At 72.6% G+C, this 24,423-nt stretch carries 25 protein-coding genes and 1 riboswitch; of the genes, 21 read left to right on the top strand and 4 right to left on the bottom strand.

Features of this window, described 5'->3' with window-relative positions; translation table 11 throughout:
* Positions 1–37: 37 nt before the first annotated feature.
* The 11 genes from AC3EUJ_RS20405 to AC3EUJ_RS20355 all read left to right on the top strand — a co-directional run bounded on the left by AC3EUJ_RS20405 (position 38) and on the right by AC3EUJ_RS20355 (position 10,067).
* A complete protein-coding gene (locus AC3EUJ_RS20405) occupies positions 38–808 on the top strand; it encodes a CoA transferase subunit A (RefSeq protein WP_431963344.1) in 771 nt (256 codons plus the stop codon).
* On the top strand, positions 808–1,464 hold the full coding sequence (locus AC3EUJ_RS20400; protein ID WP_431963342.1) for a CoA transferase subunit B: 657 nt from the start codon (positions 808–810) through the stop codon (positions 1,462–1,464). The genes AC3EUJ_RS20405 and AC3EUJ_RS20400 overlap by 1 nt, the downstream gene beginning before the upstream one ends.
* Positions 1,461–2,654, top strand: a complete 1,194-nt coding sequence (locus tag AC3EUJ_RS20395; RefSeq protein ID WP_431963340.1) for a thiolase family protein — start codon at positions 1,461–1,463, stop codon at positions 2,652–2,654. Before AC3EUJ_RS20400 ends, AC3EUJ_RS20395 begins: the two co-directional genes overlap by 4 nt.
* A gap of 10 nt (positions 2,655–2,664) precedes the next feature.
* The gene (gene pcaH / locus AC3EUJ_RS20390; protein ID WP_431963338.1) at positions 2,665–3,447 is read left to right on the top strand and encodes a protocatechuate 3,4-dioxygenase subunit beta; all 783 of its coding nucleotides are present in this window, start codon (positions 2,665–2,667) and stop codon (positions 3,445–3,447) included.
* A complete protein-coding gene (pcaG, locus tag AC3EUJ_RS20385) occupies positions 3,444–4,010 on the top strand; it encodes a protocatechuate 3,4-dioxygenase subunit alpha (RefSeq protein ID WP_431963336.1) in 567 nt (188 codons plus the stop codon). Before pcaH ends, pcaG begins: the two co-directional genes overlap by 4 nt.
* Complete coding sequence (gene pcaB, locus AC3EUJ_RS20380) at positions 3,979–5,406, top strand: 3-carboxy-cis,cis-muconate cycloisomerase (RefSeq protein WP_431963334.1); 1,428 nt, start codon at positions 3,979–3,981, stop codon at positions 5,404–5,406. Before pcaG ends, pcaB begins: the two co-directional genes overlap by 32 nt.
* A gap of 144 nt (positions 5,407–5,550) precedes the next feature.
* Complete coding sequence (gene pcaDC / locus AC3EUJ_RS20375; RefSeq protein WP_431963332.1) at positions 5,551–6,726, top strand: bifunctional 3-oxoadipate enol-lactonase/4-carboxymuconolactone decarboxylase PcaDC; 1,176 nt, start codon at positions 5,551–5,553, stop codon at positions 6,724–6,726.
* A gap of 8 nt (positions 6,727–6,734) precedes the next feature.
* Entirely contained in the window at positions 6,735–7,916 is a 1,182-nt protein-coding gene (locus tag AC3EUJ_RS20370; protein ID WP_431963330.1) for a 4-hydroxybenzoate 3-monooxygenase, read from the top strand.
* 82 nt (positions 7,917–7,998) lie between these two features.
* Positions 7,999–8,709, top strand: coding sequence for a molybdopterin-dependent oxidoreductase (locus AC3EUJ_RS20365; protein ID WP_431963328.1), 711 nt, complete (start codon positions 7,999–8,001; stop codon positions 8,707–8,709).
* Positions 8,693–9,346, top strand: a complete 654-nt coding sequence (locus AC3EUJ_RS20360) for a cytochrome b/b6 domain-containing protein (RefSeq protein ID WP_431963326.1) — start codon at positions 8,693–8,695, stop codon at positions 9,344–9,346. Before AC3EUJ_RS20365 ends, AC3EUJ_RS20360 begins: the two co-directional genes overlap by 17 nt.
* A 271-nt stretch (positions 9,347–9,617) precedes the next feature.
* Entirely contained in the window at positions 9,618–10,067 is a 450-nt protein-coding gene (locus AC3EUJ_RS20355) for a phospholipase (RefSeq protein ID WP_431963324.1), read from the top strand.
* Positions 10,068–10,131: 64 nt separating this feature from the next.
* On the opposite strand, the gene AC3EUJ_RS20350 is transcribed toward AC3EUJ_RS20355, so the two are convergent.
* The gene (locus tag AC3EUJ_RS20350; RefSeq protein WP_431963322.1) at positions 10,132–10,629 is read right to left on the bottom strand and encodes a peptidylprolyl isomerase; all 498 of its coding nucleotides are present in this window, start codon (positions 10,627–10,629) and stop codon (positions 10,132–10,134) included.
* 93 nt (positions 10,630–10,722) lie between these two features.
* On the opposite strand from AC3EUJ_RS20350, the gene AC3EUJ_RS20345 reads away from it, so the two are divergent.
* Positions 10,723–11,355: a GNAT family N-acetyltransferase gene (locus AC3EUJ_RS20345; protein ID WP_431963320.1), complete on the top strand. Its 633-nt coding sequence runs from the start codon at positions 10,723–10,725 to the stop codon at positions 11,353–11,355.
* A gap of 69 nt (positions 11,356–11,424) precedes the next feature.
* Here the strand turns inward: AC3EUJ_RS20345 and AC3EUJ_RS20340 are convergent, their stop codons facing one another.
* Positions 11,425–12,432 (bottom strand): aldo/keto reductase, encoded by a 1,008-nt coding sequence (locus AC3EUJ_RS20340; RefSeq protein WP_431963318.1) that lies wholly within the window; start codon positions 12,430–12,432, stop codon positions 11,425–11,427.
* Between the two features lie 633 nt (positions 12,433–13,065).
* Positions 13,066–13,256, top strand: a riboswitch (cyclic di-AMP (ydaO/yuaA leader).
* A 2-nt stretch (positions 13,257–13,258) separates the two neighbouring features.
* On the opposite strand from AC3EUJ_RS20340, the gene AC3EUJ_RS20335 reads away from it, so the two are divergent.
* The 3 genes from AC3EUJ_RS20335 to AC3EUJ_RS20325 all read left to right on the top strand — a co-directional run bounded on the left by AC3EUJ_RS20335 (position 13,259) and on the right by AC3EUJ_RS20325 (position 17,562).
* Positions 13,259–14,389 carry a transglycosylase family protein gene (locus AC3EUJ_RS20335; RefSeq protein WP_431963316.1) on the top strand — a complete coding sequence of 377 codons (1,131 nt, stop codon included), beginning with the start codon at positions 13,259–13,261 and terminating at the stop codon, positions 14,387–14,389.
* Positions 14,390–14,593: 204 nt separating this feature from the next.
* Positions 14,594–15,409 carry an SAM-dependent methyltransferase gene (locus AC3EUJ_RS20330; protein ID WP_431963314.1) on the top strand — a complete coding sequence of 272 codons (816 nt, stop codon included), beginning with the start codon at positions 14,594–14,596 and terminating at the stop codon, positions 15,407–15,409.
* Positions 15,406–17,562, top strand: a complete 2,157-nt coding sequence (locus AC3EUJ_RS20325; RefSeq protein ID WP_431963312.1) for a putative bifunctional diguanylate cyclase/phosphodiesterase — start codon at positions 15,406–15,408, stop codon at positions 17,560–17,562. Before AC3EUJ_RS20330 ends, AC3EUJ_RS20325 begins: the two co-directional genes overlap by 4 nt.
* Here AC3EUJ_RS20325 and AC3EUJ_RS20320 read toward each other — a convergent pair.
* On the bottom strand, positions 17,559–18,377 hold the full coding sequence (locus tag AC3EUJ_RS20320; protein WP_431963310.1) for an alpha/beta fold hydrolase: 819 nt from the start codon (positions 18,375–18,377) through the stop codon (positions 17,559–17,561). The genes AC3EUJ_RS20325 and AC3EUJ_RS20320 overlap by 4 nt on opposite strands.
* A 134-nt stretch (positions 18,378–18,511) precedes the next feature.
* Between AC3EUJ_RS20320 and AC3EUJ_RS20315 the strand changes: the two genes are divergently transcribed.
* From AC3EUJ_RS20315 to AC3EUJ_RS20295, 5 genes are all read left to right on the top strand, one after another.
* Positions 18,512–19,852, top strand: coding sequence for an aminotransferase-like domain-containing protein (locus AC3EUJ_RS20315; protein ID WP_431963308.1), 1,341 nt, complete (start codon positions 18,512–18,514; stop codon positions 19,850–19,852).
* A 135-nt stretch (positions 19,853–19,987) separates the two neighbouring features.
* A complete protein-coding gene (locus AC3EUJ_RS20310; RefSeq protein WP_431963306.1) occupies positions 19,988–20,371 on the top strand; it encodes a hypothetical protein in 384 nt (127 codons plus the stop codon).
* Entirely contained in the window at positions 20,368–21,381 is a 1,014-nt protein-coding gene (locus AC3EUJ_RS20305; protein ID WP_431963304.1) for a transcriptional regulator, read from the top strand. The genes AC3EUJ_RS20310 and AC3EUJ_RS20305 overlap by 4 nt, the downstream gene beginning before the upstream one ends.
* An 80-nt stretch (positions 21,382–21,461) precedes the next feature.
* Positions 21,462–21,854 carry a roadblock/LC7 domain-containing protein gene (locus tag AC3EUJ_RS20300; RefSeq protein WP_431963302.1) on the top strand — a complete coding sequence of 131 codons (393 nt, stop codon included), beginning with the start codon at positions 21,462–21,464 and terminating at the stop codon, positions 21,852–21,854.
* Positions 21,855–21,970: 116 nt separating this feature from the next.
* Complete coding sequence (locus tag AC3EUJ_RS20295; RefSeq protein ID WP_431963300.1) at positions 21,971–22,345, top strand: hypothetical protein; 375 nt, start codon at positions 21,971–21,973, stop codon at positions 22,343–22,345.
* A gap of 98 nt (positions 22,346–22,443) precedes the next feature.
* Here AC3EUJ_RS20295 and AC3EUJ_RS20290 read toward each other — a convergent pair whose 3' ends face one another.
* Positions 22,444–22,884, bottom strand: a complete 441-nt coding sequence (locus AC3EUJ_RS20290) for a hypothetical protein (protein WP_431963298.1) — start codon at positions 22,882–22,884, stop codon at positions 22,444–22,446.
* 354 nt (positions 22,885–23,238) lie between these two features.
* On the opposite strand from AC3EUJ_RS20290, the gene AC3EUJ_RS20285 reads away from it, so the two are divergent.
* Entirely contained in the window at positions 23,239–24,417 is a 1,179-nt protein-coding gene (locus AC3EUJ_RS20285; protein ID WP_431963296.1) for an acyl-CoA dehydrogenase family protein, read from the top strand.
* Positions 24,418–24,423: the final 6 nt, after the last annotated feature.

Genomic DNA, 24,423 nt, shown 5'->3' with positions numbered 1-24,423 from the left:
ACTTAAGTTCACCAGGCGAACAAGAAGGTGGCGCAGAATGGACAAGGTGGTCGCCTCGGCCGCTGAGGCCGTAGCGGACGTCCAGGACGGAGCGTCGCTGGCGGTCGGCGGCTTCGGCCTGAGCGGCGTGCCGAACACGCTGATCCAGGCCGTGTACGACGCCGGGGTCGGCGGTCTCGCCGTCGTCTCCAACAACTGCGGCGCCCTCGACTCGGGCCTCGCCGTCCTGCTCGCCGCGCGCCGCATCGCCCGCGTCACCGGCAGCTACATCGGGGCGAACAAGGAGTTCGCCCGCCAGTACCTGGCCGGCGAGCTGGAGCTCGAACTGATCCCGCAGGGCACCCTGGCCGAGCGGCTGCGCGCCGGCGGCTGCGGCATCCCCGCCTTCTACACCCCGGCCGGCGTCGGCACCCAGGTCGCCGAGGGCGGCCTGCCCTGGCGCTACGACGGGGACGGCGGCGTGGCGCTGGCCTCCCCGCCGAAGGAGGTGCGCGCCTTCGACGGCGCCGAGTACGTCCTGGAGCGCGGCATCACCACCGACTTCGCCCTGGTCCGCGCGGCCAAGGGCGACCGCCACGGGAACCTCGTCTTCAACAAGTCCTCCCGCAACTTCAACCCGCTCGCCGCGATGGCCGGCCGGATCACCGTCGCCGAGGTCGAGGAACTCGTCGAGCCCGGCGCGCTCGACCCCGACCAGGTGCACCTGCCCGGCATCTTCGTCCAGCGCGTGGTGGCGCTCACCCCTGAGCAGGCCGCCGACAAGAAGATCGAATTCCGTACGGTCACGGCCAGGGAGGTGCGGGCCTGATGGCCTGGACACGCGACGAGATGGCCGCCCGCGCGGCCCGGGAACTGCGCGACGGCGAGTACGTCAACCTCGGCATCGGCCTGCCGACGCTGATCCCCAACCACCTCCCCGCGGGCGTCGAGGTCGTCCTGGAGTCCGAGAACGGCATCCTCGGCACCGGCCCCTTCCCGTACGAGGAGGACGTCGACCCCGACCTGATCAACGCCGGCAAGGAGACCGTCACCGTCCTGCCCGGCGCCGCCTTCTTCGACTCCGCGCTGTCCTTCGGGATGATCCGCGGCGGGCACATCGACACCGCCGTGCTCGGCGCCATGCAGGTCTCCGCCCGCGGCGACCTGGCCAACTGGGCGATCCCCGGCAAGCTCGTCACCGGCATCGGCGGCGCCATGGACCTGGTGCACGGCGCGCGCCGGGTCATCGTCACCATGACCCACACCGCCAAGGACGGCAGCCCCAAGATCCTCCGGGAGTGCGCACTGCCGCTCACCGGGAAGGCCTGTGTGGACCGGATCATCACCGACCTGGGCGTCCTCGACGTCACCGAGGGGGGACTCGTCCTCGTGGAGACCGCGCCCGGGGTCACCACGGAGGAGATCCTGGAGAAGACCGCGGCTCCGGTGCACGTCGCCGTCGCCGCAGAAAGGAGCGCCCGATGAGCGGGCAACTGCGTGAGGTCTACGTCGTCGATGCCATCCGTACCCCGGTCGGCAAGTACGGCGGCGCCCTGTCAGGGGTGCGTCCCGACGACCTTGCGGCGCACGTGGTGGCCTCGCTGGTGGCGCGCACGCCCGACCTCGACCCGGCCCGGATCGACGACGTCTTCTTCGGGGACGCCAACGCCGCCGGCGAGGACAACCGCAACGTCGCCAGGATGGCCGCACTGCTCGCCGGGCTGCCCGTCACCGTGCCCGGCACCACGGTCAACCGGCTCTGCGGCTCCGGGATGGAGGCCGTGATCCAGGCCGCCCGCGCCGTGGCCGTCGGCGACGTCTCCGTCGCCGTCGCCGGCGGTGTGGAATCCATGAGCCGCGCCCCATGGGTGCTGCCCAAGCCGGAACGCGCCTTCCCGGCGGGCCACCAGGAGCTGTACTCCACCACCCTCGGCTGGCGCATGGTCAACCCGAGGATGGACCCGCGGTGGACCATCCCGCTCGGTGAGAGCGCCGAGCTGATCGCCGACCGGCACGGCATCACCAGGGAGCAGCAGGACGCCTACGCGGTCGCCAGCCACGAGAAGGCGGCCCGCGCCTGGAAGGACGGCCTGTACGAAGCCGAGGTCGTCCCGGTCGACGGAGTGGACCTGCCGCGGGACGAGACGATCCGCGACAACACCTCCATGGAGGCGCTCGCCCGGCTCAGGCCCGCCTTCCGCAAGGACGGCGGCACCGTCACCGCGGGTAACTCCTCGCCCCTCAACGACGGGGCGGCGGCCCTGCTCCTCGTCGACGAGGAGGGACTGAAGGCCACCGGACGCGAGCCGCTGGCCCGCATCCGCGCTTCCGCCGTGACCGGCATCGAGCCCGACTACTTCGGCCTCGCCCCGGTCGAGGCCGTCCGCAGGGCACTGACCAAGGCCGGCAAGGGTTTCGGCGACCTGCATACCGTCGAGCTGAACGAGGCCTTCGCGGCGCAGGTGCTCGGCTGCCTGGCCGGATGGCCCGAACTCGACCCCTCGATCGTCAACCCGCGCGGTGGCGCCATCGCCGTCGGCCATCCGCTCGGCGCCTCCGGCGCCCGCATCGCGGGCGCCGTCGCCCACCAGCTCGCGGCCGCGGGCTCGGGTACCGGCCTCGCCGCCCTGTGCATCGGTGTCGGCCAGGGCCTCGCCCTCGTCCTGGAAAGGTAGGGGACCCCGCATGAGCAGCCCCTCCACCCAGGGCGAGATCTCCGCCGAGATCGCCGACGAGCGCGCTGCCTACGCCAGGCGCCTCGCCGACGGCGGCGCCGTCCGGCACCACCCCGACCGGGCCTACGCCCCCTACCGCAGCAGCGTCCTGCGGCACCCCAAGCGGCTGTCCGTGGCGGCGGGATCGGCCGCCGGGGATCCCGAGGCCGCCGAGCTCTCGGGCCCGGTCTTCGGCGTCACCGACGTCACCGCCCTCGACCACGACCTGACGCGGCAGCACCAGGCCGAGCCGCTGGGCGAACGCATCACGGTCACCGGCCGCGTCCTGGACCGCGCGGGCCGGCCCGTGCGGGGCCAGCTCGTCGAGATCTGGCAGGCCAACGCCTCCGGCCGCTACGCCCACCAGCGCGACGATCACCCCGCCCCGCTGGACCCCAACTTCACGGGCGTCGGCCGCACCCTGACAGGGGACGACGGCTCCTACGAGTTCGTCACCATCAAGCCCGGTGCCTATCCCTGGCGCAACCACCAGGGCGCCTGGCGCCCGGCCCACATCCACTTCTCGCTGTTCGGCCCGGCGTTCACCCAGCGCCTGGTCACCCAGATGTACTTCCCCGGGGACCCGCTCCTCGCCTACGACCCGATCCTGCAGTCCGTCACCGACGACTCCGCCCGGCAGCGGCTGGTCGCGACGTACGACCACGACCTGTCCCTTCCCGAACGGTCGCTCGGCTACCGCTGGGACATCGTCCTGGACGGCCCGGCCGCCACCTGGATCGAGGAGGGCCGATGACCTTCCTGGCACCCACCCCGTCGCAGACCGTGGGCCCCTTCTACGGCCACGCGCTGCCGTTCCCCAAGGGCGGCGACCTCGCCCCCGCCGGGCACCCGGACACCGTCACCGTCCACGGCTGGGTCTACGACGGAGCGGGGCAGCCCGTGCCCGACGCGCTGATCGAGGTCTGGCAGCCCGCCCCGGACGGCTCCCGCCACGGCGCCCCCGGTTCGCTGCGCCGCGACCCGGTCTCCGGCGCGGTACTGGGGCGCGACGGACTGGTCTTCACCGGCTTCGGGCGCATCGCCACCGACGCGGACGGGCACTACGTGATCCGCACGCTCCCGCCCGGCGGCGTCCCGTACCTGTCGCTCATCGTCTTCGCCCGCGGTCTGCTCCACCACCTGCACACCCGGGTCTACCTCGGCGACGTCGAGGGCGACCCGCTGCTCGGCTCCCTGGAGCCGGTGCGGCGCGCCACCCTGGTCGCCACTCCGGAGGGCGAGCGCGTCCACCGCTTCGACGTCCGGCTCCAGTACGACGGGGTCCATGAGGAGACGGTCTTCCTTGCATTCGACTGACCCCGGAGCGGACGTCGGCCTGCTCTCACCGGTGCGGGCCGGATCGGCCGCGGAGGAGGCGACCGGGGACGCCGCCTTCGTCCGGGGCATGCTCGACGCCGAGGCCGCGCTGATCCGGGCGCAGGCCGCGCTCGGGCTCGCGCCGGCCTCCGCGGCGGCCGCGGTGACCGCCGCCGCGGCCGAGCCCGGCCGGTTCGACGCCCGCGACCTCGCACTGCGCGCCCGGTCCGGCGGCAACCCGGTGATCCCCCTGGTGGCCGACCTGACCGAGGCCACCAGGAAGCGGGACGCGAAGGCCGCACCCTATGTGCACCGCGGCGCCACCAGCCAGGACGTCCTGGACACCGCGGCGATGCTCGTCGCGTCCCGTGCGCTGCGCCCCGTCCTGGACGACCTCGCGGCCGCGGCCGCGGCGTTCGGGCGGCTCGCCGCGGAGCACCGCGACACTCCGTTGGCGGGACGCACCCTGACGCAGCACGCCGTCCCCACCACCTTCGGACTCAAGGCGGCCGGCTGGCGCTCCCTCATCCTCGACGCGCACGACCGGCTGACCGCAGTCCGCGGCGACCTGCCCGCGCAGCTGGGCGGCGCCGCGGGCACACTCGCCGCGTTCGGCGCCTTCGCCGAGGCGGACGGCGCCGCCTCCGGCAGGAGCGACGCCGGCCCACGGCTCCTGGCCGCCTACGCCGCCGAGACGGGACTGGCCGAGCCGGTGCTGCCCTGGCACACCCTGCGGACGCCCGTGGCCGACCTCGCCGGGGCACTCGCCTGCGCGGCGGGAGCGCTGGGCAAGGTCGCCGCCGACGTGCTGGTGCTGTCGCGCACCGAGATCGGCGAGGTCACCGAAGGCGCCGGCGGTGGTTCCTCGGCCATGCCTCACAAGGCCAACCCCGTCCGCGCCACCCTCATCGCCGCCGCGGCCCGCCAGGTGCCGGCGCTCGCCGCCGTCCTGTACGGCTCCCTGGCCGCCGATGACGAACGCCCGGCAGGCGCCTGGCACGCCGAATGGCAGCCCCTGCGCGAGGCCCTGCGCCTCGTCGGGGGCGCCGCCCGGGAAGCCGCCGAACTCGCGGCGGGCCTGCGCGTCCACCCGCAGCGGATGCGCGAGAACCTCGGCAGCACCGGGGGTCTGGTGGTCACCGAACGTCTCGCCGCGGCCCTGACCGCTTTCATGGGCCGCGGCGAGGCCAAGTCCGCCCTCGCACGTGCTTCCAGGCGCGTCGCCGAGGAGGGGATCGCGCTCGACGACGCCCTCGCCGCGGACCCGGCCCTCGATGGCCTCCTCCCCGAAGGACGCCTCCGGGAACTCACCGACCCCACCCGCTACACGGGCTCCGCCGGTGCGCTCGTCGACCGGGCCCTGCGCCGCCCCGGCCCCGCGGCGACGTCCCCGTGACCTCCCTCGCCCCCTTCCGTGACCCGGGCCGGCCGGGGTAACCCTTGTCGGGGGCCGTCTTCGGAGCCGCCCGGCTGCCGGGCCGCGAAAGGACGCCGGGACACCGCCGCACTCACTTGTCAGCACCATCCGCGAGGAGCCCGCATGAACACGCCGTACGAGGCCGTGGAGCCGCGACTGCCGCACCACCGGGTGGACGGCGCTCCGGGCCTGCCGCCGCTGATCCTCGGCCCGAGCCTGGGCACCTCGCTCGCCGTGTGGGACCCGCTGGTCCCGGCCCTCGCCCGCGGCCACCGGGTCATCCGCTGGGACCTGCCGGGCCACGGCGGCAGCCCCGCCTCGCTGCTGCCGGAGGACGGCACGGTCGAGGACCTGGCCCACTCGGTGCTGGCCCTCGCCGACGCGCTCGGCGCCGAACGCTTCGCCTACGCCGGCATCTCCCTCGGCGGCGCCGTGGGGACCTGGCTCGCGATCCACCACCCCGAACGGGTCGCCGCGCTCGCGATCGTCTGCTCCTCCGCCGACTTCGGCGCCCCGGACCCCTGGCGGGAACGCGCCGCCCTGGTCAGGGCGAAGGGCACCGGGCCCGTCGCCGACACCGCGGCCGCCCGCTGGTTCACCCCGGAGTTCGCCGACGAGCCCGCCGCCGGCGCCCTCCTGGACGACCTGCGCGCCGCCGACCCGGAGTCGTACGCCACCCTCTGCGAGGCCCTCGCCGCCTTCGACGTACGCGCCGACCTGGCCCGGATCTCCGTGCCCACCCTCGTTGTCGCGGGCCGAGGCGACCCGGCGACCCCGGTCGCGGACGCCCGCGTCCTCGCCGACGGCATCCCCGGGGCGAGCCTGACCGAGGTGGCGCGCGCCGCCCACCTGGCCGGCGTCGAACGTCCGGCGCCCGTCCTCGCGGCGCTCCTGCAGCACTTCGCGACCGAGCCGTCCGCCGACGACGGCGCCCGCCACACCGAGGGCATGGCCGTCCGCCGCGCCGTGCTCGGGGACGCGCACGTCGACCGGGCGATCGCCCGCACCACCGCCTTCACCGCCCCCTTCCAGGACTTCATCACCCGCTACGCGTGGGGCGAGATCTGGACCAGGCCGGGCCTGAGCCGCGGGACCCGCAGCTGCGTCACCCTCACCGCCCTGGTGGCCCGCGGCCACCTCGACGAACTGGCGATGCACGTGCGCGCCGCCCGGCACAACGGCCTGACCTGGGAGGAGATCCAGGAGGTCCTGCTCCAGTCCGCCGTCTACTGCGGCGTTCCCGCGGCCAACGCCGCGTTCGCCGTCGCGAACCGAGTCCTCGAGGAAGAAGCGGAGTAGGAGAACACATGCAGCGACACACCACCGTCGGCATCATCGGCGGCGGCCCCGCCGGCCTCCTGCTGGCCCGTCTGCTCCACAACTCCGGCATCGACTGCGTCGTCCTGGAGCGGCGTGAACGCGACTACGTCGAGCAGCGCCAGCGTGCCGGGATCCTGGAACAGGGCACGGTCGACGTGCTGCGCTCGTCCGGCGCGGGCGAGCGCCTGGACCGCGAGGGTCTGGCCCACGACGGCATCGAACTGCGGTGGAACCGCCGCTCCCACCGGGTGGACTTCCCGGCCCTCACCGGCGGCCGGCGCGTATGGGTCTACGCTCAGACCGAGGTTGTCAAGGACCTGATCGCCCTCCAGGTCGAGGACGGTGCTCCGTTGCTGTTCGGCGCCCATGCCCGGGCGGTCGAGGGGGCCGACACGGACCGCCCCGTGATCCGTTACCGCCACGAAGGCCGCGAGAAGACGCTCACCTGCGACTACGTCGTCGGCTGCGACGGCTTCCACGGTGTGACGCGTGCGGCGGTGCCGGAGCCCGCCCGGCGGACGTACGAGCGGGTCTACCCCTTCTCGTGGCTGGGGATCCTTGCCGACGTCCCGCCGTCCTGCGACGAGTTGATCTACGCCCACTCACCCCGCGGCTTCGCGCTGCACAGCATGCGCTCCGCCCAGGTCAGCCGGCTCTACCTGCAGGTGCCCAACGGCACCGATCCCGCCGACTGGTCCGACGAGCGGATCTGGGACGAACTGGACGCCCGCTTCGCCGTCGAAGGGGACTGGCGGATCGAGCGCGGACCCGTCACCTCCAAGGCCGTGCTGCCGATGCGCAGCTTCGTGACCGAGCCGATGCGCTGGGGCCGCGTCCTGCTCGCGGGCGACGCCGCGCACATCGTGCCGCCCACCGGAGCCAAGGGCCTCAACCTGGCCGCCGCCGACGTCATCGTCCTGGCCCGTGCCCTGGTCCTCCTGAAGGAGACCGGCTCCACCGCCCTGCTCGACGCCTACTCCGACACCTGTCTGCGGCGGGTGTGGCGCGCCGAGCACTTCTCCTGGTTCATGACCACGACCCTGCACACCGACCCGGCGCAGAGCGACTTCGACACCCGGCTGCAGATCTCCCAGCTCGACCGGATCGCCGCGTCCCCGCACGCGGCGGCCGAACTCGCCGAGAACTACGCGGGTCTGGAGATCGGCTGATCCGGGGCCGGACCCCTTACGTCTTGCTTACGTGCCACCCCGGCGCTCCGCAACCGCGTCGCGCGGGATTACCGTGAGACGCATGGACGGCAAGGGCACGCCGGTCGGCCGGCGCGTGGTGCTGGGGATGCTCGGGCTGGGGGCCCTGGGGGTGGCGCTCGGCAGCCGCGCCCAGGACGGCCTGGACTCGGCGCTCTCACAGGTGGCGGGCAAGGACCCGACCGGGCTCAGCGGGCTGCTTCCCGGGGGCGGTGGCTTCCGCATCTACAACGTGGCGAACTCCGTTCCCCGCCGGGACGCGACCGACTACCGCCTCACCGTCTCCGGCCTCGTCGACCGGAAGGCCGCCCACACCCTCGCCGACCTGCGGGCGATGCCGCAGACCCGGCTGGTGCGCGACGTGCAGTGCGTGACGGGGTGGCGCGTGCCCGGGACGCCCTTCGAGGGGGTGCGGCTGTCCCACCTCCTCGACCTCGCCGGTGTGCGGGAGGGTGCCGGCGCCGTCCGCTTCACCTGCTTCGACGGGGTCTACAGCGAGAGCCTCACCCTCGAACAGGCCCGCAGGGACGACGTCCTGGTCGCCCTGAGGATGCAGGACAAGCCGGTCACCGCGGCCCACGGCGGCCCCGTGCGGCTCTACGTGGCACCCATGTACTTCTACAAGTCCGCCAAGTGGCTCTCGGGCATCGAGGTCACCCGGGACGTGCGGCCCGGTTACTGGGAGCACTACGGCTATGACGTCGACGCCTGGGTCGGCCGCTCGAACGGACGCCACGATGACCCCACGTCCTGAGACCGTGCGCCGGTTCACCCGTGGCGAGCGCTGGGTGCACCGCTCCACGGCCGTCCTGATGCTCGTCTGCCTCTGCACGGCGGCGGCCCTCTACCTGCCCCCGCTCGCCGAACTCGTGGGCCGCAGGCGACTGGTGGTCACCGTCCACGAGTGGTCCGGCATCGCCCTGCCGCTGCCCGCCCTCGCCGGCCTCGCCTCCCGCGCCTTCCGGCACGACCTGCGGCTGCTCAACCGGTTCGCGCCGTATGACCGGGGCTGGCTGCGCGACGCGCTGCGCCGCGTGCCCCACGAGCGGCGTGCGGCGGGCAAGTTCAACGCGGGGCAGAAGCTGTACGCGTCCTTTGCCGCGGGCGCGGTGCTCGTCATGCTCGGCACCGGGCTGCTGATGATGTTCCCGCACCTGAGCGGCGTGGTGTGGCGCACCGGTGCGACCTTCGTGCACGACTGGCTGGCGCTGGCGGTGGCCGCGGTGGTCGCGGGACACCTGTGGATGGCGGCGGGCGACCCGCAGGCGCGGCTGGGGATGCGCACCGGGTTCGTCACACCGGAATGGGCGCGCCGCCATCATCCGCGGTGGGAGCGTGCGGAGTCGGGGCGGGGGGAGTCCGGGGACCGGCCGCGCACCCCCGGCGCCTGACGCCCCGTAGGGGAGGGCGCGGCCCGCGGGCTCCGCGGGTTCCACGGGGAAGTGAACCAGGCAACGGTGTCAGCCACTTGACGTGCCGTCGACGTTCGTCGCCGACGGCACGTCGTCATGTTCATGTAATTTTTGCCGTCCGGCATCTACTCGCATAGACCCTCGCGGCCCCATCCTGGCCTCGCACACCAGTACCACCCGTTCGGTTCCGCATCCGGTTGCACCGCCATGCCCGCGCGTCACATCGCGCCTGTCAGTGACTGGAGTCCCCATGCGCCGAATCACGACCGGCTTCGCCGCCACCGCCGTCGCCGCCGTCGCCACCGTCGTCTTCACCGTCCCCGCCCAGGCCGCGCCCGCCGACAAGGCCCAGGTGCTCGCCAGTTGGACCCAGACCAGCGCCTCCAGCTACAACGCCTGGTGGTCCGCCCGCGGCAACCAGAGCGCCTGGGCGGCCTATGGCTTCGACTGGTCCACCGACTACTGCAGCAGCTCCCCGGACAACCCCTTCGGCTTCCCGTTCCAGAACTCCTGCGCCCGGCACGACTTCGGCTACCGCAACTACAAGGCGATGGGCAGCTTCTCCGCCAACAAGAGCCGCCTCGACAGCGCCTTCTACGAGGACCTCAAGCGCATCTGCGCCAACTACGGCGGCGCCACCGCGACCGCCTGCAACAGCACCGCCTGGACCTACTACCAGGCGGTCAAGGCCTTCGGCTGACCCCGGTGACACGGCGGCCCGGCACCGGGAGCTCCGGTGCCGGGCCGCTTCCGTGGAACCGGGGTCAGCCGATCGTGCCGGACTTGGCGATCTCGACGCGGGCGCTGGTGGCGCCGGTGCGGGAGCCGAGGGACTCGATCTTCTTGACGACGTCCATGCCCTCGACGACCTCGCCGAAGACCACGTGCTTGCCGTCGAGCCAGTCGGTGACGATCGTGGTGATGAAGAACTGCGAGCCGTTGGTGTTCGGGCCCGCGTTGGCCATGGAGAGCTGGCCGGGCTTGGTGTGCTTGAGCTGGAAGTTCTCGTCGGCGAACTTCGCACCGTAGATGCTCTTGCCACCGGTGCCGTTGCCGGCGGTGAAGTCGCCTCCCTGGAGCATGAAGTCGGGGATCACGCGGTGGAAGTGCGAGCCCTCGTAACCGAAGCCGTGCTCGCCGGTGGCGAGCTCACGGAAGTTCCGCGCGGTCTTGGGGACCACGTCGTCGAACAGGGTGAACACGATCCGCCCGGCGGGCTCGCCGTCGATCGTGATGTCGAAGAACACGTCGTTGCTGTTCATGAGGCCATTTTCGCATCCGCGGCCCCCGGCCTCCGACGCGCCCCGCGGAAACGCGCTTGACGGGTGACCCGGCCGGACACCACCATCCGGGGCATGCCCGAACCCGTGATCTTGGAAGGCGAGCACGTCCGCCTGGAGCCGCTGAGCGCCCGGCACACGGACGGGCTGCTGCGCGCCGCCACCGAATCCCGCGACACCTACGCCTACACCAAGGTGCCGGCCGAACGTGAGGCCATGGCGCGCTATGTGGAGGAGGCCCTCCAGGACCAGGCGACCGGGGCCGCGCTGCCCTTCGCCGTACGGGACGTCCGGCGCGACGCCCTCATCGGCTCCACCCGGTTCCTCGACCTCGACTACTGGACGGCCACCCCCGCCTGGCCCGCGGGCCGCTCCGTGCCCCGCGGCGGTGCCGTGCCCACCGTCGCCGAGATCGGCAGCACCTGGCTCGCCGCTTCCGCCCAGCGCACCCCTTGCAACACCGAGGCGAAACTGCTGCTGCTCACCCATGCGTTCGACGTGTGGGCTGTGTTGCGCGTCACCCTGAAGACGGACGCGCGCAACGCGCGCTCCCGGGCGGCGATCGAGCGCATCGGCGGCCGCTTCGAGGGGGTGCGCCGCGCCCACACCCGCGCCGTGGACGGCACCGTCCGCGACAGCGCGTACTACTCGATCCTCGCTGACGAGTGGGCCGGCGTCCGTGCCGCCCTGCAGGCCCGTCTCGCCTGAGTCCCGACACCGACGGGAATGGGCCGGCCCTCGACGGGGGCCGGCCCATTCGCGCGTGCGGGGCGGTCGTCAGGGGATGCGGACGCCCGCCTCGGCCGAGAGCCGGTCGATCTCGGCCAGCTCGTCCGGGCCGAGCGGGCCCGCGTCGAGGGCGGCGAGGTTCTGGTCGAGCTGGGCGACGCTGCTCGCGCCGATGAGGACGGAGACGACCCGCGGGTCGCGCAGCACCCAGGTCAGGGCCAGCTGGGCCAGGGTCTGGCCGCGCTCGCCGGCGAGCTTGTCGAGCGCGTGCAGGAAGGTGAGCTTCTGCTCGGTCAGGGCGTCGCGCTTGAGGAAGTGGCCGAGCGCCATCCGGGAGTCGGCCGGCACACCCTCGAGGTAGCGGTCGGTGAGCTGGCCCTGGGCGAGCGGCGAGTAGGCGATGAGGGCGGTGCCGGTGTCGCCGACGGCGTCGAGGACGCCGGCCTCCGGGTCGCGCTGGAGGATGCTGTAGGCGGCCTGGTGGATCAGCAGCGGGGTGCCCAGATCGCGCAGGATCTCCGTCGCCCGGCGGTGCGCCTCGGCGGGGTAGTTGGAGATGCCGGCGTACAGGGCCTTGCCCTGGCGGACCGCGGAGTCCAGGGCGCCCATGGTCTCCTCCAGGGGCGTGTCCGGGTCGAAGCGGTGCGAGTAGAAGACGTCCACGTGGTCCAGGCCCATGCGGCCCAGGGACTGGTCGAGGGAGGAGAGCAGGTACTTGCGGCTGCCCCACTCGCCGTACGGGCCGGGCCACATGTCGTACCCCGCCTTGGTGGCGATGAAGAGCTCGTGGCGGTACGGGCGGAGGTCCTGGGCGAAGATCGTGCCGAAGTTGGCCTCGGCCGAGCCGGCGGGCGGGCCGTAGTTGTTGGCCAGGTCGATGTGGACCACGCCACGGTCGACGGCGCGGCGCAGCACCGCGCGCTGCTTCTCCAGCGGCGAGGTGTCGCCGAAGTTGTGCCACAGGCCGAGGGACACGACGGGCAGCAGGACCCCGCTGCGCCCGGTCCTGCGGTATTCCATCGAGGCGTAGCGGTCGTCGGCGGCGAGGTAGGGCACGCGAGGGCTCCCGGGCGATGTGAGGAAATGTGCGGGATTGGGAGGCTACCTTCGCCCAATCGGCGCTGTCACGTCCGTCTTCCGGACGGCGGCGCTCGTCAGTGCCCTCTTCTCGCCCCGCCGCAGGGGCGGTTGTGGCGCACGCCACACCGCGGACCGCGCCGGAGCGGCGCATCCGGGAATCGGGGGATGCGCTCGGTGGTTGGCTCAGAGGGTGTTCCTGCGGGTGGGTCCTCAGGACGGCGTGGTCGGGGGCGGGTTGGAGCGGTACGCCTCCTGCTTTATCCGGCATTGAGGTATCTAACCGGACATATGCACCCACAGTGCATGCATAGCGAATCGATGCGTGATGGGTGTCACGTGCCGAATACGCGGCGGGAGCCCTAGGCGACGCAGCGTCTAATTTCTCCACCGGATTTAACCGTACGATATCGCGCGATTACCGTGCGCCAATTTTTCGCCTACGCAGAGCGGACACTTCTCACGTAAAGTCACAGAAGCTGTTGATCGACTTGCGGTCCGTCGGGTGGCGTGATTCCGCTCCTTGCTCCCGAACGATTCCGTCGTTTAGCTTCCAGATCTCGCAGGACCAATTCCTGCGAGATTCTTCCGGGTGGAACGCCTAGTCCTGCCGCTGCCCGGACGCCGGATGACAAGACCGCACGGCAGGAGCGGGGGACCCAGGTAGTTGCCGTTCCCGTTGGTCTCGGGACGGCTAGGGGTGAAGTCGCAGCGACGTGCCTTTATTTGGCATGCCCAATCGCGGCCGGGCATCTCCAGTCCGAACCCGACAGCTTACCTCGCAGGCGTCGGAGAGGAATTCGGCATGCCCGGTAAGGGAAAGCACCGTCGTCCGCGGAACACCCGCATCACCCGTATCAGCGCCCTGGCCGGCACCACCGGCGCCGCGGTGGCGCTCCCGATCGTCGGCGCCACCGGTGCCCACGCCGCTCCCGTGAGCGTGTGGGACAAGGTCGCGGCCTGTGAGAGCACCAACAACTGGTCCATCAACACCGGTAACGGCTTCTACGGCGGCCTGCAGTTCACCCAGAGCACCTGGGCCGGCTTCGGTGGCACGAAGTACGCCCCGCGTGCCGACCTCGCGACCAAGGCCGAGCAGATCGCCGTCGCTGAGAAGGTTTTGGCGACCCAGGGCCCGCAGGCCTGGCCCGTGTGCGGCCCCAAGGCCGGTCTGACCAAGGCGATGGCCAACCCGTCGGCGACCCCGGCGAGCGCCTCCGTCGCCGCCGCGAAGTCGGCCGCGAAGCCCGCCGCGAAGCCCGCTGCCCCCGCCAAGAAGGCCGAGGCGCCGAAGAGCGCCGGCGGCTCCTACAAGGTCGCCGGCGGCGACACCCTCTCCAAGATCGCTGACGCCCAGTCGGTCGACGGCGGATGGCAGAAGCTGTACGTGAACAACAAGTCCGTCATCGGCGGCAACCCGAACCTGATCTACCCGGGCCAGGTCCTGTCCCTGGGTGAGAAGGCCGCCGCCAAGACCGCGCCCAAGGCCGCGAAGTTCGCCCCGGCCGCCGTCAAGGCCGCCAGCACCTCCGGCTACACCGCCCCGCTCGACCGCGTCACCCTGGGCACCGCCTACCACCGGGCCGGCGCCATGTGGTCCAAGGGCTACCACACCGGTGTCGACTTCATCGCCTCCACCGGCACCAAGGTGAAGTCGATCGCCGGCGGCACCGTGGTCTCCGCGGGCTGGGGCGGCTCGTACGGCAACCAGGTCGTCGTCAAGCACGCCGACGGCCGGTACTCCCAGTACGCCCACCTGTCCTCGCTGTCGGTCTCGGCCGGCCAGACGGTCTCCGTCGGCCAGCAGCTCGGCCTGTCGGGCGCCACCGGCAACGTGACCGGTCCGCACCTGCACTTCGAGGTGCGCACCACGCCCGACTTCGGCTCCGACATGGACCCGCTGGCGTACCTCCGCGCCCACGGCGTCAACGTCTGATCAACTGTTCTACCGTCATCCGGCGCTAGGGTGTGCCCTGTTCCCCTCTCTCGGGGAACAGGGCACATGCCTTTGGTCTGTGACCGAAAACGGATCGAATATTTCCATTTCATGTTTCCTCTCGAACGGTCGATCAGTAGCCTCTGACGCACATGGTCGTGTCCACGACCACGCGTCCTGATCGCCGACGAGCTGGAGCCGTTGATGGAGCGTCCTGCCTGGGCCCCTCATGGGATCGATCTTTCCGTGCCGAGCGTGTCCCGCATCTACGACTACTACCTAGGCGGCTCGCACAACTTCGAGGTCGACCGGGAGGCGGGACGGCGGGCCATCGAGGCCTTCCCGGGGCTCCCGAAGATCATGCAGGCCAACCGGGCGTTCATGCGCAGGGCAGTGCGCTACTCCGTCGACCAGGGCATCACCCAGTTCCTCGACGTCGGCTCCGGCATCCCCACCTTCGGCAACGTCCACGAGGTCGCCCAGGCGGCCAGTCCCGGCGCCCACGTCGTCTACGTCGACCACGACCCGGTCGCCGTCGCCCACAGCCGCGCCGTGCTGGAGGGCAGCGAGGACGCCGCGATCGTCGCCGCCGACCTGCGCTCCCCCCGCGACATCCTGGACAGCGCGGAGGTGCGCGACCTCATCGACCTGGAGCGCCCGGTCACCCTGCTGCTCGTCGCGGTCCTGCACTTCCTCGAGGACGCCGACGAACCGGCCAAGGCCGTGGCCGAGCTGCGCGATGCCATCGCCCCCGGCAGCCTGCTGGTCGTCACCCACGCCTCGGTCGAGGGAGGTCCGCGCAGACCCGAGGAGGGGGAGCGGGTCGAGAACGTCTACCGCAGCGCGAGCTCGCCGCTGATCATGCGGTCGCGGGCCGAGGTGGGGCGCTTCTTCGACGGTTTCGACCTCGTCGAACCCGGCCTTGTCTCCCCGCCGTTGTGGCGTCCCGACGGCACGGACGACGACGCGCCGGACCCGGTTGTCTTCAGCGGCTTCGCGGGCGTCGGCCGCAAGGCGTGACGGTGACCAGAGAACCCGGCCCGGAGCCGGAGCCCGTCGACAGCCTACGGCGCTTCGCGATCATCTGGAGCCGGGCGATCTACCCGGCCACCGCCACCTCCATGACGCGCGGCGAGTTCGAGGAGTACCTGCTCCCGCTCGCCGCTCGCCTCAACGCCACCCTGCGCGCGCAGCCTTTCGACCCCCGTCCCGCCCAGGAGATCGGTGCCGCGCTCGTGGCCGCGCACTGCACCGACCCCGAGGCGCTGGCCCGTATCCTCGACGTCGTCGACGCCTACCTGCTGCTGTACTGCCCGCCCGGCCCCGCCATGCCGCCCGAGGAGAGCCGCACCCGCTGCAACCGCCTGCAGCACTGGGTGGCCGCCGGGTACGCCCGCGCCCTGCAGGAACGCACGCGGACCGAGCAGGAGGCGCTGTCCCGCGCGGCGCTCGCCGCCCGGGCCGCCATCGAACAGGCGTTGCACGAGAGCGAGGTCCGCTTCCGGGCCGTCTTCCAGGGCGCCTCCATAGGCATCGGCATCGCCGACATGGACGGCCGCATCCTTGACGTCAACGACGCCCTCACCGCCATGTTCGGCGGCCTGGAACGCCACATCCGGAGCAAGAACGTCTACGACTGGGTGCACCCGGACGACGCCCCCGAGGTCTGGGAACTGCAGCGCCAGCTCAACCGGGGCGAGCGCGACCACTACCGCATCGAGAAGGCCTACCACCGGCCGGACGGCAGCGCCCTGTGGACCAACCTGACGGTCTCCCTGCTGCGCGATCCCGCCGGGACCCCGCAGTACATGCTCGCGCTGATGGAGGACATCACCGAGGAGCGCCTGCTCAGCGAGCGTCTGCGGTACGAGGCCACCCACGACGCGCTCACCGGCCTGGCCAACCGCAACCTCTTCTTCGAGCGCCTGGAGCAGACGCTGAACGCCTCCGACGGCATGGGCGTCGGCGTCTGCTACCTCGACCTCGACGGCTTCAAGGACGTCAACGACAGTCTCGGCCACGCCGTCGGCGACCGGCTCCTGGTCGCCGTCGCCGAACGCCTTCAGGCCTGCGTCACCACCCCCGACCAGCTCGTGGCCCGCATCGGCGGCGACGAGTTCGCCGCCCTGGTCGTCAACCCCGCCAGCCGCGCGGACATCACGGGCCTCGCCGACCTGATCCTGGCCGCGCTGGCCGACCCCATCCGGGTGGACGGCCGCGAGCTGACCGTGCGGTGCAGCATCGGCATCGTCGAGGGCCAGGCCGGCTCCCTGGGCCCCGCCGAGGTGCTGCGCAGCGCCGACATCACGATGTACCGGGCCAAGGCCGCGGGCGGCAACCGCTTCGAACTGGCCGACCCCGACTCCGACGCACGCGCCATCACACGGCACGGGCTGACCAACCGGCTGCCGACGGCCCTGGAGCGCGGCGAGTTCTTCATCGAGTACCAGCCGCTGGTCCGGCTCGGCGACGGCAGCGTCCGCGGCGCCGAGGCGCTGGTGCGCTGGTGTCATCCGGTGCACGGGATCCTCGGTCCCGACCAGTTCATCCCGCTCGCCGAGAGCACCGGGCTGATCGTGCCGCTCGGCCACTGGGTGCTGCAGCAGGCCGCCTGGCAGGCGCGGGACTGGCAGTTCCCGCGCAGCGACGGCCATCCGCTGCGGATCAACGTCAACCTCTCACCGGCCCAGCTCGGCCACCCCGGCCTCGTCCCGGAGACCCTCGCGGTGATCAAGGACGCCGGGCTGGAGCCGACCGCGCTGTGCCTGGAGGTCACCGAGAGCGCCTTCATCGGCGCCGACGAGGAACTGATGCGCCCGCTGCGGGAATTCGCCGAACTCGGCATGGCCATCGCCCTCGACGACTTCGGCACCGGCTACTCCAACCTCGCCTCGCTGCGCCGGCTGCCCATCACCACGCTCAAGCTCGACCGCTCCTTCACCCGCGGCATGCAGCAGCAGCCGGCCGACCCGGTGGACGTCAAGATCGTGGAGATCGTCGTCGACCTGGCGCACACCCTCGGGCTCTCGGTGACGGTGGAGGGCGTGGAGACCGGCACCCAGGCCGAGCACCTGCGGGCGCTGGGCTGCGACACCGCGCAGGGCTGGTACTACGCCAGACCCGGCCCGCCCGACCGCCTGCACTCGCTCTCCCTGGTGGACACCACGACCTAGGGACGCGACGGCACCGGGGGACACGCGCGGAGGAACCGCAGTAGCGCGGCGTTGAACTCCTCGGGCCGCTCCAGGTTGGGCAGATGCCCGGCCCCCTCGACGACCACGAGCCGCGAACCGCGGACGGCCGCGTGCATGGCCTCGGCCTCGGCGACGGGGGTGTACACGTCCTCCCGGCCGACCACGATCAGCGTGGGCACCCGGACCCCGGTCAGCACGGCCGCGTAGTCGCGCCGTCGGGCGCGGCCGCGCAGGGCCGCCGCGGCGCCCTCGGGGGAGGTGCCGCGCATCATCCGCAGGACGTGCGCGGCCACTTCGGTGAGCGCCGTCGCATTGTGCGGTGTGATCATCCGGTCCAGCACCTCGTCGGCGTAGCCGGACATCCCCTCGGTCAGCAGCCGGTCCGCCATCGCGTCCCTGGCCCGCCGCCCCTGCTCGGTCTCGGCGCCGGGGAAGGTGTCGGCGAGCACGAGCCCGGTCACCCGGGCGGGGAACAGCCGCTGGAACTCCATGACGATCTGCCCGCCCATCGACAGCCCGCCGACCACGGCCTCCGGAACGTCCAGGTGGTCCATCAGGGCCGCGATGTCGCGGGCGAAGGTCTCCAGTGGGGTGATCCCGGAGACCACCTCGCTCGCGCCGTAGCCCCGCAGGTCCGGCACGATCACCCGGCGGCCCGCCGCCGCCGCGGGGAGCTGCGGGGCCCACATCGAGCGGTCGAAGGGATGGCCGTGCACCAGTACCAGGGGGGAGCCGGGCCCGTCCCCCTCGTCGTCGTACGCCAACGTGACGCCGCCCACCACCGCCGTCGCCAAGGGAATCTCCTCGCCTCGCATCGTCACCTCCCCGCAGGGGAGTTGACCGCGATGCTAGGTTCCCCTCCCTGCTCGGTGCAATAGGATCTTTGCTCTCGGTGCAATGCGGGAATTGCCTCAAAGGGGGAAGGCCGATGGACGACTACCGCAAGGTCGCGGACACCGTGGCGGCGGACATCGCCGCCGGACGGCTCCGCCCCGGCGACCGGCTGGCGCCGCAGCGGGCCTTCGCACGGCAGCACGGCATCGCCAACTCCACGGCGATCCGCGTCTACGCCGAACTCGCCCGCCGCGGCCTGGTCACGGGCGAGGTGGGACGCGGCACCTTCGTCCGTGCGGCGCCGCCCGCCGCGGGACCCGCCCTCGCCGAGCCGGCGTCCCAGCGGATCGACCTGGAGCTGAACCACCCCGTCGCCGAGGGGCAGTCGAGGCTCCTGGCCCCTGGGCTCGCCGCTCTGCAGCGACCCGACGTCCTCGACGCCGCGCTGCGCCCGCTGACCGCCGCGGGTACCCCGGCCGCGCGTGACGCCTTCGCCGGGCTGCTCGCCCGCACCGGCCCACGCCCCGACCCCGGGCGGCTGCTTTTCGCCGGCAACGGACGCCAGGCCATCGCCGCCGCCCTGGCCGCGCTCGTCCCGCCCGGTGGCCGGCTCGCCGTGGAGGCGCTCACCTACCCCGTGGTCAAGGCGCTCGCCACGCGGCTCGGTATCGCCCTTGTCCCCGTTCCCTGCGACGAGCACGGGATACGTCCCGACGCCCTCGCCGAACTCCACCGCGCCGCCCCGCTGCAGGCGCTCTACACCCAGCCCACCCTGCACAATCCGCTCGGCGTCACCTTGCCGGAAGGCCGCCGGGCCGAACTCGCCGACGTCCTCGGCCGGCTGGGCCTGCACGCCGTCGAGGACGCCGTCTGGGGCTTCCTCGCCGTCGACGCCCCGCCGCCGCTCGCGGCGTTCGCCCCCGACCGGGTGGTCCTCGTCGACAGCCTCTCCAAGCGGCTCGCCCCCGGGCTCACCGTCGGTGTCGCGCTCACTCCACGGGAGCTGTCCGCCCCCCTCTCCGCGGCCCTGCGTTCGGCGGGTGCCGCTCCCTCCGGCTTCGCGCTGGCCGCCGCCTGCCGGTGGATCGCCGACGGCGCCATGGACGCGGTGGTGGCGGCCAAACGGCGCGACGCGGCCGCGCGGGCCCGCATCGCCGCCGAGCGCCTCGCGGGGTTCTCGGTCACTGCCGATCCGCGCGCCTGCTTCTGCTGGTGGCGGCTGCCGGGACCCTGGCGGGCCGACACCTTCGTCGCGGCCGCCGCGCGGCAGGGCATCGCCGTCACCCCGGCCGCCGCCTTCGCCGCGGGCCGCGGCAGCGCGCCGCACGCCGTGCGGATCGGCCTCGCCTCGCCGTCTCCGCAGGTCCTGGGCGACGCGCTGGAGGTCCTGGCGCGGATCGCACGGGGCGGTCCCGAGGACAATTACGCCGACTGATCACAAGGGGCGGCGAATCCTAGCGAGTCGCCCGCACATGCCTCCGGAAAATGCCCCAACTCACCTTTTTCGCGTACGGGGTGAGTAACGTTCCGTGTCGTTCCATATACCAGAAGTGGCGGCGAAGGGGTGCGCGTGCCCGGCATAGACGAGTGCCTTTCCGAGGCGCTGGCGATTCCCGGTGTGCTCGGGGCGAGCGTGGTCGACTGGAGCAGCGGCCTCCTCCTCGGGGCGGTCGGGCAGGAGCCCGGACACGGTCACGAGGCGGCCGCCGCGGACACCACCGAGGCGGCACGGGCGGTCGTGGAGGGCGCCACCTTCACAGCCAAGGAGTCCGGAAGGGTGCCGGTCGAGGACATCATCATCACGGCCCCGGGGAGCTACCACCTCATCCGCTTCCTCGACACCTCCTTCGACAGCGACGTCATCCTCTACCTGTGGCTGGACCGGTCGATGGCCAACCTGGCGGTCGCCCGGCTGGGCCTCAAGTCCCTCGCCGAGCGGCTGGTGCTCGTATGACCGGCACGGAGGCGGCGCGGCCCACCCCGGCAGTGCGCGGTCTGCCCCGGCGCACTCCGGCGCGCGGCGGCGCTCCGGCCCAGGTGCGCGCAGGGGTGGTGGGCGCGTACGCCTTCACCGCCGCGCTGGCCCGGCTCGCGGAGGCGAGGGCCAGCGGGGCGCTGTACGGATCGGCGGGGGCGGTCTATCTGCGCGACGGGGGGATCGTGCACGCCGAGAGTCCCTGCGCCCCCGACCTGGGGGTACGACTCATGGCCTGCGGGCTGCTCTCCCCGGACGAATGGCGTGAGGCGGTCACCACCGCGAGCGCCGGGCGCGGCGTCGGCGGGCACCTCGTCGACACCGGGCGGGTGGCCCGCGGGGAACTCGAACTGTGCCATCTGCTGGCCCTCTTCGACGCCGCCTACTTCACCCTGCTGCCCGACTCGGAACCCGACCGGTTCCAGCCGGGTGCCACCTCCCGGCTGGGCCCCATCTCCCTGCCGGTCCCGGCCCAGCGCGTGGCCAGGGAGACGCAGCGGCGCCGGACGCAACTGGAGCGGGCCTGGCCGTGGGACGACACCGACGCCGGCCCCGTCGTCCCCCGCTCCGGGGGCGAGCTACCGGGCGGCCGGGCCAGGGCCCCCACGCCCGCTCAGCTGGCGGTGCTGGCAGCGGCGGACGGATCCCGTACACCCGTCCAGATCGCATGGCACCTGGGACGTTCCGCCTTCGCGACCCTGCTGGACGTACGCCGGCTGGCCGCGAGCGGCCGGATCAGCATGCCGGTCCGCACCCAGGCTGCCGCGGCCCCGCCGCCTCCCGCCCCCGTCCCGCCCGCACCCCCACCGGTCGTGCCACCGCCCCCCGCCCCACCACCCCCCGCGCCCGGGCCGCGCGTGCGGCTGCCACCGGCGGCGGCGCCCACGCCCTACGCCCACGGCGGACCGCAGCCGGCGGTCCTGCTGTCCTCCGACCCCTCAGTCGCCCTGTTGCTACGACTTCGTGCCGCCCTGGAGGCCCGCCTGTGAGCGCCCTGCCGACCCGCCCGGCGCCCGCCGAACGACCGTGGAGGAAGGCTCTGCGGCAGCTCGCCGGAAGGAGACAGCTGGTGGCACTCGAAGCCGACGTACTGTCCGAACTCCGGAGTCTGCGGGCGAGGGTGCCGCACCTGACGGGCGGTCTCGTCGCCAGCGTCGACGGCCTGGTCGTCGCGCACGACCTGAGCGGGCCGGAACCGGAGGGGGTCGCCGCGCTGACCGCCGCCGCACTGGGCGTGGCGGCCCGTATCACGGAGGCCACCGGACGCGGCGGCTTCCGGGAACTGCTCGTGAGGGGGGACAGCGGCTACATCGCCGCGTACGCCGCCGGCGGCGCCATGGCCCTCGCCCTGGTGGCGGGACCTGCCTCCAATGTGGGCCGCCTGCACCTGGAGGCCCGTCGCTCCGGTCGACGGATCGAGGATCTCGTCGACCTCGCGCTCCAACGTCAGGAGCGGAGATGACCGAACGACCCAGCACATCAGCCGACAAGCCGTCGGGCACGGGACGCGGCCGCGCCGCCACCGGACCCAGGCATTCGTCACGTCAGAGAACACAACGACAAGGAAGCGAGACCGCAATGGCCAACACCGAGACCGCGCTGAAGGATGTAATGACGTCGATCGAGGGCGTCCTGGGCGTCGCTCTCGTGGACTACGGCAGTGGCATGGCCCTGGGCACCCTCGGGGGCTCCAAGGACCTCGACCTGACCGTCGCGGCCGCGGGCAACACCGACGTCGTCCGCGCCAAGATGCGCACGATGGAGATGCTCAACCTCAAGGAGCACATCGAGGACATCCTGATCACGCTCAGCACGCAGATCCACATGATCCGGCTGCTGACCGGGCGTTCGGGCAAGGGTCTGTTCCTCTACGTCGCGCTGGACAAGGACCGCGCGAACCTGGCGATGGCCCGCCACCAGCTCAAGCGCATCGAATCCGACCTGGAGGTCTGATTCGTTACTGACCCGCCTTCCCACGAGCCCGCGGCCGACGGCGGCCCGGCACATCGGGCGCGGGCCGCCGTGTGCCGGGCCTCGTCCCGCAGGGGCCGCTACCGGTTCATGGGGGTCGCGGAGGACGAGGGACCCGAGGGCGACGTGGCGGAGTGGCCGTGGTGCGCCCCCTCCTCGACCCTGCCGCCCAGTTTCTCGCGCACCGGCTCCAGCGCCTCGGGGTCGGCCTCCACCACCCAGCGCTCCCCGATCAGATACGAGCCGCCGTAGGGCTCCGCCTCCTCCAGCCACGACTTCTGGCCGGCTTCGCTGGCGAAGGTGAGCATCACATAGGCACCGAGTGCCGTCGTGCACGCTCCCTGGCGCAGCTCCTGCACGTCGGTCTGCAGCTGCGGGGTGCACCCGACGGCTTCTCCGATGCGCTCCAGGGCGACCGGACCCCCCGCCGTCTCGATGTCCTGGCCGCCGCAGCCCGTCACCGCCAGCGCGACGACCGCCACCGCGGCCACCCTCGGGCCCCACGCAGGGAACACGGACACCGGCAACACCTTTCCTCGACTCCTGCCGCGGGCCGCACATGTGCCGCACAGGTCCCGCAAGCGCACCGGGCGCGTGACGACGCTAACCCGAACGGCCCATTGCCCCGTACAGCCTTGTGAAAAGCCCGCTCCCAGGCGCGCGGTATGAAAAAATGCGCGGGCGCACGCCTTGGAGCGCCTGGCACCCCGTGACTGCGACGCCTCCGATCGGGCATACTCCAACGCGCCGAAGCCGCAGGTCGGACCATGCCGTGACCCGGCGGGAGACCATCGGTCGACGGTCGACGAACCGGTAGCTCCGCCACACCCTGAGCGGACGCCGCCGCAGCGCCCGACAGGGAGGAGAGTGCCGCCATGTCCCACGACGGCCTTCAGCCGGTGGACCGACAGCTTCCCACCGAGGAGGCCCGCGACCTGCTCGCGCTCGTACGCGAGCTGGCACAGCGGGAGATCAAGCCCAGGGCGGCCGAGGAGGAGGACGCCGGCGTCTTCCCGCGCGAGGTGTTCCGCCTCATCGGCGAGGCGGGGCTGCTCGGACTGCCCTACGCGGAGGAGTACGGCGGCGGTGGCCAGCCGTACGAGGTGTACCTGCAGGTGCTCGAGGAACTGGCCGCGGCCCGGCTCACCGTCGGCCTCGGCGTCAGCGTGCACACCCTGGCCTGTCACGCGGTCGCCCACTTCGGAAGCAAGGAGCAGCGCACCGAGCACCTGCCCGCGATGCTCGGGGGCTCTTTGCTCGGCGCGTACAGCCTGTCCGAGCCCTCCTCCGGCTCCGACGCCGCCTCGCTGCGCACCCGGGCCACCCGGGAGGGCGACGCGTGGCGGATCGACGGCACCAAGGCGTGGATCACCCACGGCGGTGTCGCGGACTTCTACACGGTACTGGCCCGCAGCGGCGCCGAGGGCCCGCGCGGCATCACCGCGTACCTGGTGCCCGGCGACGCGCCGGGCCTCACCGCGGCGGTCCCGGAGAAGAAGATGGGCATGAAGGGGTCGCCCACGGCCCAGGTCCACTTCGACGGCGTGACCGTCCCCGACAGCCGCCGCGTCGGGGACGAGGGCCAGGGGTTCACCATCGCGCTGGCCGCCCTCGACTCCGGCCGCCTCGGCATCGCTGCCTGCGCCATCGGCGTCGCCCAGGCCGCCCTCGACGAGGCGCTCGCGTACGGGATGACACGGCAGCAGTTCGGCCGTCCCGTCGTGGACTTCCAGGGGCTGCGCTTCATGATCGCCGACATGGCCACCAAGATCGAGGCCGGCCGGGCGCTCTACCTCGCGGCGGCCCGGCTGCGGGACGCGGGCCGGCCGTTCTCCCGGCAGGCGGCCATGGCCAAGCTGTTCTGCACGGACGCCGCGATGCAGGTGACCATGGACGCGGTCCAGCTGCTCGGCGGTTACGGCTACACCGCCGACTTCCCCGTCGAGCGGTACATGCGCGAGGCCAAGGTGCTGCAGATCGTCGAGGGAACCAACCAGATCCAGCGCATGGTGATCGCCCGCAGCCTCGCCGGCCCGGAGAGCAAGGAGCGCTGAGACGAC

Source organism: Actinacidiphila sp. bgisy160 (assembly GCF_057707815.1).
The sequence above is the reverse complement of the archived record's forward strand: the minus strand, read 5'-3'. Positions and strand labels throughout refer to the sequence as shown.